Genomic DNA, 14,111 nt, shown 5'->3' on the forward strand with positions numbered 1-14,111 from the left:
TTAGAGCTGTACGCCAGAGAATGACATGAAGCCCAGCGACATTAGGCCGATGGTGATGAAGGTGATGCCCAGACCCTGCAGACCATCCGGAACATCGCTGTATTTCAGCTTCTCGCGGATGCCCGCCAGCAAAGCGATGGCCAGTGCCCAGGACAAGCCCGAACCAACGCCATAGACAGTACTTTCCGCCAGGTTGTAATCACGCTCGACCATGAACAAAGTGCCGCCCATGATGGCGCAGTTCACGGTGATCAATGGCAAGAACACACCCAGCGCGTTGTAGAGGCTGGGCACGTACTTATCGAGGGTCATCTCGAGAATCTGAACGATGGCCGCGATCACGCCGATGTAGCTGAGCAGCCCAAGAAAACTCAGGTCCACTTCAGGCAAACCGGCCCACGACAGCGCACCGGCCTTGAGCAGATAGGTGTAGATCAGGTTGTTGGCCGGCACGGTGATGGTTTGGACCACGATAACCGCGATACCCAAGCCAATCGCCGTTTCCACCTTCTTCGAGATCGCGATGAAGGTACACATGCCAAGGAAGAACGCCAGCGCCATGTTCTCGATGAATACGGCACGGACGAACAGACTGATGTAATGCTCCATTAGTAAGCCTCCTTGTTCGAGACTTGCGGCGCCATCTTGAAGGACGGCTTCTCGACCTGCTCCCTCTTCCAGGCACGGATACCCCAGATGAACAGACCGATCAGGAAGAACGCCGAAGGCGGCAGCAGCATCATCCCATTGGGCAGATACCAACCACCGTCGTTGACCACCGGCAGAATGGTGTAACCCATCAGCTTGCCGGCACCGAACAGCTCGCGAATGATGCCGAGCGCGATCAGCATGGCGCTATAGCCCAGACCGTTGCCCAGACCATCGAAGAACGACAGCATTGGCGGGTTCTGCATGGCAAAAGCCTCAGCGCGACCCATGACGATACAGTTGGTGATGATCAGACCGACGAACACCGATAGCTGCTTGGACAGCGTGAAGGCATAGGCCTTGAGCACCTGATCCACCAAGATCACCAGCGAGGCGATGATCACCATCTGCACGATCATACGGATCGAGTTGGGGATCTGGCTGCGAATCATCGAGATGAACAGGTTGGAAAACGCCACAACCAGCGTCAGCGCGACGGACATTACCAGCGCTGTGTTCAGGTTGGAGGTAACCGCCAGCGCCGAGCAGATCCCTAGGATCTGCAGGCCGATTGGGTTGTTGTTGAAGACCGGATTGAACAGGACTTCCTTAATGGTAGGTTGCGACATGATCAAGCCTCCCCAGCGCGCAGGTTAGCGATAAATGGACCGAAGCCGTGTTCGCCCAGCCAGAAGTGGAGCAGGTTATTCACCCCGTTACTGGTAAGCGTAGCGCCCGCCAGACCGTCGACCTGATGATCGGCCCTGGGGCTCTGCGGGTCGACGCTGCCCTTGACGATCTGGACTGCAAGCTCGCCGTTCTCGTTGAACAGCTCCTTGCCTGGCCACTGGTTGCGCCACTTCGGATTGTCTACCTCACCGCCCAGACCGGGCGTTTCGCCGTGCTGGTAGAAGCCGAAACCGGCAACGGTGTTGAGGTCGCCCTTGACGGCGACGAAACCGTAAAGCGTCGACCACAGACCGTAACCGCGCACCGGAAGGATCAGCGTATCCATCTGGCCGCCCTCCTCGACGATGTATACGGTGCTGTAGCGCTCAAGACGCTTGATCGAGGCGATGTCTTCGCGGCTAGGCAGCGCCTCGGACAAGGCCGGATCCTTCGCAGCGACAAGCGGGTCGAAGGTATTGGCATCGAATTCATCACTGAATTCGCCGGTTTCGAGGTCGACCAGTCGAGCGACGATACGCTCGGCGTACAGCGTCTTGACCTGATCGCCAGACATGCCCGCCTCACCCAACCCGGCAATCGCCAGGATGCTGCGCTGCTTGTCCAGCTGGCGGTTCTCCAGCTGGGTCGGTCGCAGGGCGACCGCCGCACCTGCGACGAACACCGAGCAGACCAGGCATACCAGCAAGGCCACGACGAGTGTGCGGGCGGTGGATTCTTTCTGACTAGACATTACGTGCCAGCCTCCGCTTTATATTGGCCTGGATGACAAAGTGGTCAATCAACGGTGCGCACAGGTTGGCGAACAGGATCGCCAGCATCATGCCTTCCGGAAACGCCGGGTTTACCACCCGGATCAGCACTACCATCACGCCAATGAGAATGCCGAACACCCACTTGCCGGTATTGGTCATGGACGCCGACACCGGGTCGGTGGCCATGAAGATCATGCCGAAAGCGAATCCGCCCACCACCATATGCCAGTACCAAGGCATGCCGAACAGGGGGTTCGTCTCGGAACCGATCAGATTGAACAGGACGCTCAGGGCAATCATGCCGACCATCACGCCGGAGACGATGCGCCACGAGGCAATCTTGGTCAGCAGTAGCACGGCACCGCCGATGAAGATCGCCAACGCGCTGGTTTCGCCGATCGAGCCGTGAATGGTACCGACGAAAGCGTCCATCCAGGTGATGCCACCGTCGATGACATTCTCGATGCCGCCGGCAAAGCCCAGGCTCAACGCCGTGGCGCCGGCATAACCGTCGACCGCGGTCCAGACTTCGTCACCGGACATCTGCGCCGGGTAGGCAAAAAACAGGAACGCACGCGCCGTCAGGGCCGGGTTGAGGAAGTTCTTGCCAGTACCGCCGAAGATTTCCTTGCCAATCACTACACCGAAGCTGATGCCCAGCGCTACCTGCCACAGTGGAATGGTCGGCGGCAGGATCAACGCGAACAGCACTGAGGTGACGAAGAAGCCTTCGTTGACCTCATGCTTGCGGATTGACGCAAACAGCACCTCCCAAAAGCCACCGACGATGAATGTCACCGCGTAGATGGGCAGGAAGTAAGCCGCGCCCTGGATGAAGTTATCCCAGAGGCTATTCGGATCGAAACCGGCGAGCATGCCAATCAGACCGAAGCGCCAGCCGTCCTGCGCAGCCAGAAGATCCGGATTCTGCGCGAAGATCAGATTGGCCTGGTAGCCGGTGTTCCACATGCCAAAGAACATCGCCGGGAAGGTACACAACCAGACGGTGATCATCATGCGCTTGAGGTCAATGCCGTCACGCACGTGCGCCGTGGTCTTCGTGACGCTGCCCGGACGATAAAGGAAGGTGTCGGCCGCTTCGTATAGCGCGTACCACTTTTCGTACTTGCCGCCCTTTTCGAAATGATGCTCGACCTTGTCGAGGAATGCGCGAATGCCCATACCTTACCCCTCCTTCTCGATGCGGGTCAGATTGTCCCGCAGGATCGGGCCGTATTCGTATTTGCCGGCACAGACGTAGGTGCACAGCGCGAGATCCTCTTCATCCAGCTCGAGGCAGCCAAGCTTCTGCGCCACCTCGGTGTCACCCACGATGAGCGCGCGAAGCAACTGGGTCGGCAGGATGTCCAGCGGCATCACTTCCTCATAGTTGCCTACTGGCACCATCGCCCGCGGGCTGCCATTGGTAGAGGTGGATAATGCGAACTTCTTGCTGGCGTTGAGCTTGGAAATGAAGATATTCAGCACTGAATGCTTTTCCGCACCTGCACGCAGGTAATGCAGCATTTCGCGCTCCTTGCCTTCACGCAGGCAGGAGACCTGCTGGTGGTAGCGACCAAGGTAGGCGAAGGCGCCATGGGCAGTACGACCACCGAGCAGCGACCCGGAAACGACGCGATTAGCGCCCGGCTGCAGCTCACCCGCGGTCAACTCATCCAGATTGGCACCCAGACGCGTACGCACCAGGCGCGGCTGTTCGACCACGGGGCCGGCAAGCGACACGACTCGCTCGACCGACAGGCGACCAGTGGTGAATAGCGCGCCAATGGCGATCACCTCCTGATAGCCGATAGTCCAGACACTCTTGCTGGCGCTGACGGGATCAAGAAAGTGGATATGCGTGCCAGCCAGGCCCGCCGGATGCGGACCAGCAAAACTTTCGGTCGTGACCTTAGCGAGCTGTTCGCCTGGCAGCGAAGCGCCGTCAGCCTTGCAAAGGAACAGCTTGCCTAGATGGCCGAGAACCTTAAGGCCAGCCTCGAAATCGGCGGCACGTTCGGCAATTACGATCGCTGGATCGGCTGCCAACGGATGGGTGTCGATCGCTGTGACGAAAATGGAACTGGGCACGGCATCGATCGCTGGAACCTTGCTGTATGGACGCGTGCGCAGGGCAGCCCAGAGGCCCGACTGCTGGAGATTCTCGCGAACCTGCGCATCGCTCAGCCCTTCGAGTTCGGCCGCGCCAAACTGGCTGAACGTCACTTCGTCCGTTCCGTCCAAGTCGATGACCACCGACTGCAGGACGCGCTTTTCACCACGATGGACTGCACTGACAATGCCGGCGCCAGGCGCCGTGAAAACGACTCCAGGCGTCTTTTTGTCCGAGAACAGGACCTGCCCCAACTTGACCCGGTCACCGACCTGAACGTCCATGGTCGGCTTCATGCCCGGGTAGTCAAATCCCAAAACGGCGACGCTGCGCACGGGCCTTGCAGCCTCGATACGCTGCGCCGGCGCACCTGCAATGGGCAAATCAAGCCCACGTTTTATATTGATCATCGGTTCGCTAACCACTGATTGAAGGCTTTTTTACGAGCCTGCGACCTAGCTCAAAGTCGAATTGCACGACACGCACTGATGATTTATCAGCGCGACGCCATGCCGCAGGTCCCAAGTAGAAATCCGCCCGATTATAGAGGTCGCGGACCAAGACTGGCCACCCAAGAGCTTTCAATTTTTTGACTGTGGACAAGCGCGTCTTGTAACCAACTATTGACGCGGACCGCTACATGGCTTGATACGGCGGAGATCTGTTTACGGTCACAATGAAAACGGGAGCCGAAGCTCCCGTTTATTATTTGCTCAGACTCAGCGCGGAAAGGCTGGCGGATTGACCCCTGCCATATCTTCCATAACGCGCACTACCTGGCAGCTGTAGCCGAACTCATTGTCATACCAGACATATAGCACGACGCGGTTGTCGCTACAGATGGTTGCCTCGGCATCTACAACGCCGGCATGGCGCGAGCCGACGAAATCCGTGGAAACCACTTCCTGTGAATTGACGAAGTCGATCTGCTTCTGCAGGTCCGAATGCATGGCCATCTGGCGCAGGTATTCGTTGATCTCGTCGCGGTTGGTAGCCTTTTCCAGATTCAGATTCAGGATCGCCATAGAGACGTTCGGCGTCGGAACGCGGATAGCATTGCCAGTCAGCTTGCCCTTTAGCACCGGAAGCGCCTTGGCCGCCGCAGTTGCAGCGCCGGTCTCCGTGATGACCATGTTCAGGGCGGCACTACGACCACGACGACTGCCTTTATGGAAGTTGTCGATCAGGTTCTGGTCGTTGGTGTAGGAATGCACGGTCTCGACGTGACCGTTGACGATGCCGTACTGGTCGTTGACCGCCTTGAGCACCGGCACGATGGCGTTGGTGGTACAGGAAGCAGCGGAGACGATCTTGTCGTCTTCGGTGATATCGGCATGGTTGATGCCATGCACGATGTTCTTCAGCTCACCTTTGCCTGGCGCGGTCAGGACGACGCGGGCAACGCCAGGACACTTGAGATGCTGACCGAGGCCTTCGGCGTCACGCCACTTGCCGGTGTTGTCCACCAGCAGCGCGTTCTCGATACCATACTGGGTGTAGTCCACCGAAGCCGGATCGTTGGAGTAGATCACCTGGATCAAGTTGCCGTTGGCAGTGATGGTGTTGTTCTCGGCATCGATATGAATGGTGCCGTCGAACGGGCCGTGTACCGAATCGCGGCGCAGCAGGCTGGCGCGCTTGACCAGGTCGTTCTCGGCACCCTTGCGCACAACGATGGCACGCAGGCGCAGGCCGTCGCCGCCACCGGTTTTTTCGATCAGGATGCGCGCCAGCAGGCGGCCGATGCGGCCAAAGCCATAAAGCACGACGTCGGTGCCTTTGTGGACGCCGGTCGTGTTGCGCTTGCCAGCGACTTCAGCCAACTCATCACGCACGAACTGGTCAAGGCTGCGGCCGTTGCCCTCGGCCTTGAACTTGGCGACGACCTTGCCCAGGTCCACCGAAGCGGCACCAAGGTCCATGCTGCTCATGGTCGTGAGGATCTGATGGGTTTCGTTGACACAGAGTCCGGCTTCGTCAGCCTGGCGGTGACGAGCGAAACGATGCGCTTTGAGCAATGCGATGACCGAACGGTTGATCAACCCGCGGCCATAGATGGAAGTCACCACGTTATTGTTACGATACAGCTGACCAATCAGCGGAATCATCGCTTCGGCGAGGGCTTCTCGATCAATCCATTCACCAAGACACTGGTCGGGCTTCTGAGTCACGGGCAGTTCCTTCCAACATGTAGGGGCTGAGAAAAAGGGCTACATTATGCCGGTGCGCCCCAGCCCCGGCAATCTGTGCAGCGGAAACACTGACAGCGTCCCGCGTGGATAGTTACAATCCCGACGGTCCATTTTCCAAGACCGGAGTCACGTCCACTCGTGTCCGTATTGCGCCTTCCGCCCATGCCTGCCGCCAGCGGCAAGCAAACCTGGGGCAACCTTCCCGGAGCCGCGCTGAGCCTGGCCATTGCCGAGTCCGCCAGCAGCGCAGCGTGCTTCACCCTTCTCCTTACCGCCGACAGTCAGGGCGCCGAGCGCCTGAAGGAAGAGCTGGCATTCTTCGCTCCCGAGCTGCCGGTGCTGCACTTTCCCGACTGGGAAACGCTGCCCTACGATGTGTTTTCACCGCACCAGGACATCATTTCCCAGCGCATCGCGGCGCTTTACCAACTCCCCGAACTGACGCACGGCGTGCTGGTAGTTCCGATTACCACGGCGCTACATCGCCTGGCGCCCAAGCGCTTTCTGCTGGGTTCCAGCCTGGTGCTGGATGTCGGCCAGAAGCTCGACGTCGAGCAGATGCGCTTGCGCCTGGAGGCGGCGGGCTACCGCTGTGTGGACACGGTTTACGAGCATGGCGAATTTGCCGTGCGTGGCGCGCTGATCGACCTCTATCCGATGGGCAGCGCCCTGCCCTATCGCATCGATCTGTTCGACGACGAAATCGAAACACTACGCACCTTTGATCCGGAGAATCAGCGCTCCATCGAAAAGGTCGACTCCGTACGCTTGCTGCCCGCTCGCGAGTTCCCGCTGAAAAAGGAATCGGTCACCGGCTTCCGCGCGCGCTTCCGTGAACGCTTCGACGTGGATTTCCGCCGCTGCCCGGTCTATCAGGACCTTTCCACCGGCATTACCCCAGCAGGCATCGAGTACTACCTGCCGCTGTTCTTCGACGAAACCTCGACACTGTTCGACTACCTGCCGGACGACACCCAGGTGTTTTCCCTGCCCGGCATCGAGCAGGCCGCCGAGCATTTCTGGAAGGATGTGCGCAACCGCTACGAGGAGCGCCGCGTCGATCCGGAGCGGCCGCTGTTGCCGCCGGCGGAGCTTTTCATGCCGGTGGAAGACTGCTTTGCCCGGCTCAAGCTGTGGCCGCGGGTGGTCGCCAGCCAGGAGGACGTGGAAACCGGCATCGGCCGCGAGCGCTTCCCCGCCAGCCTGCTTCCCGAGCTGGCCATCGAAGCCAAGGCCAGCGAGCCTCTGGGTGCGCTGCGGCGCTTTCTCGACGAGTTTCCCGGGCGCGTGCTGTTCACCGCCGAATCGGCGGGCCGTCGCGAAGTGCTGCTGGAGCTGCTGGCACGGCTGAAATTGCGGCCGCAGGAGGTCGATGGCTGGCCCGGGTTTCTGCAAAGTGAGGAGCGCCTGGCGATCGCCATCGCGCCACTGGACGACGGGCTGCTGCTACAACAGCCGGAACTGGCGCTGATCGCCGAGAGCCCGCTGTTCGGCCAGCGCATCATGCAGCGCCGCCGGCGCGAGAAGACCCGCGATGCCGGCGAGAACGTCATCAAGAACCTCACCGAGCTGCGCGAAGGCGCGCCGGTGGTGCATATCGACCACGGCGTGGGCCGCTATCAGGGCCTGATCACCCTGGAGATCGAAGGCCAATCGGCGGAATTCCTCCAGCTGCAGTACGCCGAGGAAGCCAAGCTCTACGTGCCGGTGGCCAGCCTGCACCTGATCGCCCGCTACACCGGCAGCGACGACGCCCTGGCACCGCTGCACCGGCTGGGCTCGGAAACCTGGCAGAAAGCCAAGCGCAAGGCCGCCGAACAGGTACGCGACGTTGCCGCCGAACTGCTGGACATCTATGCCCGCCGCGCCGCCCGGCAAGGCTATGCCTTCCAGGACCCGCAGCTGGACTACGACACCTTCAGCGCCGGCTTCCCCTTCGAGGAAACCCCGGACCAGCAGGCGGCCATCGACGCGGTGCGCGCCGACCTGCTCGCGCCCAAGCCCATGGATCGCCTGGTCTGTGGCGATGTCGGCTTCGGCAAGACCGAAGTGGCCATGCGCGCGGCCTTTATCGCCGTTCACAGCGGCAAGCAGGTCGCCGTACTGGTCCCCACCACGCTGCTCGCCCAGCAGCACTACAACAGCTTCCGCGACCGCTTCGCCGACTGGCCGGTAAAGGTCGAGGTGATGAGCCGCTTCAAGTCGGCGAAGGAAATCCAAGCGGCGGTAAACGAACTCGCCGAAGGCAAGGTGGACATTCTCATCGGCACCCACAAGCTGCTGCAGGATGATGTGAAGTTCACCAACCTGGGGCTGGTGATCATCGACGAGGAACACCGTTTCGGCGTGCGCCAGAAGGAGCAACTCAAGGCGCTGCGCAGCGAGGTGGACATCCTCACCCTGACCGCCACACCGATTCCACGCACCCTGAACATGGCCGTGGCCGGCATGCGCGACCTGTCGATCATTGCCACACCGCCGGCACGCCGCCTCTCGGTGCGCACCTTCGTCATGGAGGCCAACAAGCCGACCATCAAGGAAGCACTGCTGCGCGAGCTGCTGCGCGGCGGCCAGGTCTATTACCTGCACAACGACGTGAAGACCATCGAGAAGTGCGCCGCAGACCTCGCCGAACTGGTGCCCGAGGCGCGTATCGGCATTGGCCACGGGCAGATGCGCGAGCGGGAACTGGAACAGGTGATGGGCGACTTCTACCACAAGCGCTTCAACGTGCTGGTGGCCTCGACCATCATCGAGACCGGTATCGACGTGCCCAGCGCCAACACCATCATCATCGAGCGCGCCGACAAGTTCGGCCTGGCCCAGCTGCACCAGCTGCGTGGCCGCGTCGGGCGCAGTCACCACCAGGCCTACGCCTACCTGCTAACCCCGCCACGCAAGCAGATGACGCCAGACGCGGAAAAGCGCTTGGAAGCCATCGCCAACGCGCAGGACCTGGGTGCCGGCTTCGTGCTGGCCACCCACGACCTGGAAATCCGCGGCGCCGGCGAGCTGCTCGGCGACGGCCAGAGCGGGCAGATCCAGGCGGTGGGCTTCACGCTTTATATGGAAATGCTCGAACGCGCGGTCAAGGCCATCCAGAAAGGCGAGCAGCCAAATCTGGACCAGCCCCTGGGCGGCGGCCCGGAAATCAACCTGCGGATCCCGGCGCTGATCCCCGAGGACTACCTGCCGGACGTGCATGCGCGGCTGATCCTCTACAAGCGCATCGCCAACGCCGCCGACGAGGACGGCCTGAACGAGCTGCAGGTGGAGATGATCGACCGTTTCGGCTTGTTGCCGGATGCCGCCAAGCACCTGATCCGCCTGACGCTGCTCAAACTGCAGGCCGAGAAGCTCGGCATCACCAAGATCGACGCCGGCCCGCAGGGCGGACGCATCGAATTCGCCGCCGATACGCCGGTCGATCCGATGGCATTGATCAAGCTGATCCAGACGCAGCCCAAGCGCTACAAGTTCGAAGGGGCGACGGTGTTCAAATTCCAGGTGCCCATGGAGCGGCCCGAGGAGCGCTTCAACACGCTGGAAGCATTGCTCGAACGTCTGACACCGGCGGCTGGTCAGTGAGGTCATTCGCCGTTGTCCCGACTGTCCCTGCTTGCGGCTGACCCATGCCTGAGACTTTTTTCGCTCACCTTCCCGAACCCTGGACGACCTGTTTCTCACCACTGGCCTTGAGCCGTGGTGAGCAATACGCCGCCGAAGGACGGGTGCGGATCATTGAGCAGTCGGCGCAGCGGGTCGCTGCCAGTTGCCAGGGGTCGGGGAATAACAGTTACCGGCAAACCCTGACCCTCGGCCCGCGCGGCGAGCTGCACTGCCTCTGCACCTGCCCGGTGGGCTGGGCCTGCAAGCACGCTGCGGCTGTGCTGTATGAACTGAAGCGAAAACAGCAACAGCCACGATCCGCCGCTCCGGTGAGCGATTCCCAGGACGGGCTGCACGGCGCGCTGCAAGCCTGGCTTTCGCATCTGCCTCAAGCCCTCGGCGAGGCACCGTCGGCGCCGGAGCAGTACCGCCTGCACTATCTGCTCGAACCAGATCTCACCGTCACCGTATATAAAGTGCGACAACTCCAGGATGGCAGCGTCAGCACTCGCCAGCTCTATTTCGCAATGCGCGAGGCGAGCTTTCGGCAGCCACGCTTCATGCAGCCGATCGATTTGCGCATCGCCGCTCTGCTGAACCTGTGCGCAGGCGGCAGCAACACGTTCCAGCTGGAAGGCCCGAATGGCGGCGAGGCGCTGCGGCTCGTGCTTGAAAGCGGGCGCGCCTTCTTGAGCTTCGACCGGCCCGCCTTGCAACCCGGTCTCTGCCGCGACGCACAGCTGCAATGGCGCACCAATCGCGACGGAACTCTATACGCCAGCCTCGTTCCGGAGGGTGTCGAATTGATCGAAGCCATCGACCCTCTCTACTACCTGGACGAGGCGAAGAACGAGTTGGGTGTGATCGCTCACGGTCTCGGCGATGCCCTGGCCCGGCATCTGCTCAAGCTGCCCGAAGTGCCTGCCGCGCAGGCCGCGTTGTTTAGCCTCTCGCTGAACGATATCGCCCCCAAGCTACCCGCACCGAGCAAACCACAGGAAAAACGTATCGACGACCTGTCGCCCCGGCCGCGCCTGACGCTAGGCAGCCATCAGTTCATGAACTACCACCCCGGCAGTGGGCACATGGTCAACGAGCATCAGCACCGCGCCGGGCTCAGCTTCGTCTATGACCGCACGGCGGTGCACGGCAAGGGCAAGCCTGACGAGCGCGTACGCCAGATCGGCGGCCAGGACATCCTCAGCATCGCCCGCCAGCCAAAAGCCGAACAGACGCTGCGCCAGCGCCTGCAGCAATTCGGCCTGCGCGCCGCCCTGCGCCAGAGTCAGGCATTGCCCAAGGACTCGGCAGAAATGTATGAGCTGCCCAACGAGGCCGCCTGGCTGCAGTTCGTTCAGCAGCACCTGTCGCAGCTACGCGACGAAGGTTGGGAGATCGTCATCCAGCCGGGCTTCGCCTACGATCTGACGGAGGTCGAGCATTGGTACGCCGAGGTCGATGAATCGCCGGAACACAGCTGGTTCGAGCTGGAACTGGGCATCGTCGTCGAAGGCGAACGGATCAGCCTGCTGCCGGTGTTACTGGACGTGATCCGCAAGACGCCGGGGCTGCTGGCTCCGGAACAACTGACCCAGCGCCGCGATGATGAGACGCTACGCATCACCCTCGCGCGCCGCGACGACGGCCCTCCACTGCAAGTGCTGCTGCCCTTCGGTCGGCTCAAACCGATTCTCGCGACCCTCGGCGATCTGTATCTGCAACAGCCCTCGGCCATGAGCGACAGCCTGCGCTTGGGCCAGGCCGACGCCGCGCGTCTGGCTCAGCTCGACGCGCTCCCGCTGGAGTGGCACGGCGGCGAGCGCCTGCGCGATTTCGCTCAGCGCCTGCGCGACTACCGCCAGCGCCCCTACCCACCGCCCGCAGGGCTGAACGCCGAGCTGCGGCCCTATCAGTTGCAGGGGCTGTGCTGGATGCAGACGCTGCGTGAATTGGAAGTGGGCGGCATTCTCGGCGATGACATGGGGCTGGGCAAAACCCTGCAGACCCTGGCCCATCTGCTTACGGAAAAACAGGCCGGCCGCCTCGACCGCCCCGCCCTTGTGGTGATGCCCACTAGCCTGATTCCAAACTGGCAGGACGAGGCGGCGCGCTTTACTCCCGATCTTAGGGTGCTCACCCTGCACGGCCCGACCCGGCAAAAACACTTCGACGAGCTGGCCGAATACGACCTGCTATTGACCACCTATGCCTTGCTGCCACGCGATATCGAGCACCTGGCCGAACAACCACTGCATGTGCTGGTCCTGGACGAGGCGCAGAACATCAAGAACGCCGGCAGCAAGGCCGCCCAGGCGGCTGGCCAGCTGCAGGCGCGACAGCGCCTATGCCTGAGCGGCACCCCACTGGAAAACAACCTCAGCGAGCTTTGGTCGCTGTTCCACTTCCTCATGCCCGGCTGGCTGGGCAACGCCAAGGAATTCAACCGCACCTATCGCACGCCCATCGAGAAACACGGCGACCCCGTGCGGCTGCAGCATCTGATCGGTCGCATCCGCCCCTTCCTGCTACGCCGGCACAAGGAAGAGGTGGCGCACGAGTTGCCGCCCAAGACCGAGATCCTGCATTGGGTGGAGCTGACCCCGGCGCAACGCGATCTCTACGAGACGGTGCGGCTGGCCATGGATCGCAAGGTGCGCGACGAGATCGACCGTAACGGTCTGGCGCGCAGCCAGATCATCGTTCTCGACGCCCTGCTCAAGCTACGCCAGGTCTGCTGCGACCTGCGACTGGTCAAGGGTGAAACGGCGCGCGCGGTTCGCGGCGGCAGCTCAGGCAAACTGGACAGTCTGATGGAGATGCTCCAGGAACTGCTCGCAGAAGGCCGCCGCGTGCTGCTGTTCTCGCAGTTCACATCGATGCTGGCGCTGATCGAGGTAAGCCTGCAGCAGCGCGGCATCGATTACGTGCAGATTACCGGCGACACCCGCGACCGTCGCACCCCGGTGCAACGCTTCCAGAATGGCGAGGTGCCGGTGTTCCTGATCAGCCTCAAGGCCGGCGGCACCGGGCTCAACCTCACCGCCGCCGACACGGTGATCCACTACGACCCCTGGTGGAACCCCGCCGTCGAAAACCAGGCCACTGACCGCGCCTACCGCATCGGCCAGGACAAGCCCGTGTTCGTTTACAAACTCATCGCCCGCGGCACGGTGGAAGAGAAGATCCAGCAACTGCAGGCCCGCAAGGCCGAGCTGGCGGCCGGTGTACTGCAAGGCAGCGGCGACGCCGACTGGACGCTACAGGAAAGCGATATCGATGCGCTGCTGGCACCGTTGGATAGGTGAAAGCCGGAAGCCAAGCCATTGGACTGCGACTTCCGATGGGCACCGACCCTAGAGCCCCGGAGACGGCTGCGTGAGTGCATGAGGTAGGAGCATGCGAAAAGGCAGTACACATCAATATTCCCTACACACCCAAGCTGGATGACGACCTGCTTTTAGTCCAAGCTTCCCACCACTACCGCAAGCCGCCATCGAACCAGACAAAGGACATGCCGATGAGCCTCTATGAAATCGCGTTTTCCGGCCAGTTGCTCCCCGGTGCACGGCTCGAGCAGGTCGAAGCCAACCTGAGCAAGTTGTTCCAGGCCGACGCCCAGCGCATCGCGCAGCTGTTCTCCGGGCGGCGCATGGTCATCAAGCAAAACCTGGATTTCGCCGCCGTAGAGAAGTACCGCCAGGCTTTGGAGCGCGCCGGCGCGCAGGTCGAAGTCAGGCCGATGCCGGTCGCCGTCGAGGAAATCGAACTGGCACCACCGCCTGCCGAGGAGCCGGACGCACCGCAGACGGTGCCGCAGGCCCCCACGACCGCACCTAAGCCACTCAAGGTCGCGCCGCGTGATGAGTACATGGCTGCTTTCGTCGATGTCGAGGCCCCGGATTTCGGTATCGCGCCGGTCGGTGTCGACCTGCAGGATGCCCGCCCGACAACCCCGCCACCCGCACTGAACCTGTCGCAGTTCAGCCTGGCGCCAGTGGGCAGTGATATGAGCGAACGCCGCCGCGCCACTGATGCTCCGGTACCGGATACCTCGCATCTGAAGTTGGTGGAATAACACGCTACATCGGACGGGCTGCGCTGCGTTTC

At 61.8% G+C, this 14,111-nt stretch carries 9 protein-coding genes; 3 read left to right on the plus strand and 6 right to left on the minus strand.

The genetic code is table 11. From position 1 onward, the window contains the following. From nqrE to NA647_RS11495, 6 genes are all read right to left on the minus strand, one after another. On the minus strand, nt 1–609 hold the full coding sequence (gene nqrE / locus NA647_RS11470) for an NADH:ubiquinone reductase (Na(+)-transporting) subunit E (RefSeq protein WP_122165194.1): 609 nt from the start codon (nt 607–609) through the stop codon (nt 1–3). Continuing rightward, entirely contained in the window at nt 609–1,283 is a 675-nt protein-coding gene (locus tag NA647_RS11475; RefSeq protein ID WP_256057801.1) for an NADH:ubiquinone reductase (Na(+)-transporting) subunit D, read from the minus strand. Before NA647_RS11475 ends, nqrE begins: the two co-directional genes overlap by 1 nt. Then, nucleotides 1,280–2,068 carry a Na(+)-translocating NADH-quinone reductase subunit C gene (locus NA647_RS11480; protein ID WP_256057802.1) on the minus strand — a complete coding sequence of 263 codons (789 nt, stop codon included), beginning with the start codon at nt 2,066–2,068 and terminating at the stop codon, nt 1,280–1,282. The genes NA647_RS11475 and NA647_RS11480 overlap by 4 nt, the downstream gene beginning before the upstream one ends. Further along, on the minus strand, nt 2,061–3,272 hold the full coding sequence (locus tag NA647_RS11485; RefSeq protein ID WP_256057803.1) for an NADH:ubiquinone reductase (Na(+)-transporting) subunit B: 1,212 nt from the start codon (nt 3,270–3,272) through the stop codon (nt 2,061–2,063). The genes NA647_RS11480 and NA647_RS11485 overlap by 8 nt, the downstream gene beginning before the upstream one ends. Nucleotides 3,273–3,275: 3 nt before the next feature. After that, nucleotides 3,276–4,613, minus strand: a complete 1,338-nt coding sequence (locus NA647_RS11490) for a Na(+)-translocating NADH-quinone reductase subunit A (protein ID WP_256057804.1) — start codon at nt 4,611–4,613, stop codon at nt 3,276–3,278. A 309-nt stretch (nt 4,614–4,922) separates the two neighbouring features. Beyond that, nucleotides 4,923–6,374 (minus strand): glyceraldehyde-3-phosphate dehydrogenase, encoded by a 1,452-nt coding sequence (locus NA647_RS11495; RefSeq protein ID WP_256057806.1) that lies wholly within the window; start codon nt 6,372–6,374, stop codon nt 4,923–4,925. 159 nt (nt 6,375–6,533) lie between these two features. On the opposite strand from NA647_RS11495, the gene mfd reads away from it, so the two are divergent. From mfd to NA647_RS11510, 3 genes are all read left to right on the plus strand, one after another. Further along, entirely contained in the window at nt 6,534–9,983 is a 3,450-nt protein-coding gene (gene mfd / locus NA647_RS11500; protein ID WP_256057808.1) for a transcription-repair coupling factor, read from the plus strand. A gap of 44 nt (nt 9,984–10,027) precedes the next feature. Next, nucleotides 10,028–13,309 carry a DEAD/DEAH box helicase gene (locus tag NA647_RS11505; protein ID WP_256057809.1) on the plus strand — a complete coding sequence of 1,094 codons (3,282 nt, stop codon included), beginning with the start codon at nt 10,028–10,030 and terminating at the stop codon, nt 13,307–13,309. 212 nt (nt 13,310–13,521) lie between these two features. Further along, nucleotides 13,522–14,079, plus strand: a complete 558-nt coding sequence (locus NA647_RS11510; RefSeq protein ID WP_256057810.1) for a hypothetical protein — start codon at nt 13,522–13,524, stop codon at nt 14,077–14,079. Nucleotides 14,080–14,111 lie beyond the last annotated feature (32 nt).

The organism is Stutzerimonas stutzeri (genome assembly GCF_024448985.1).
Classification (GTDB): domain Bacteria; phylum Pseudomonadota; class Gammaproteobacteria; order Pseudomonadales; family Pseudomonadaceae; genus Stutzerimonas; species Stutzerimonas stutzeri_AP.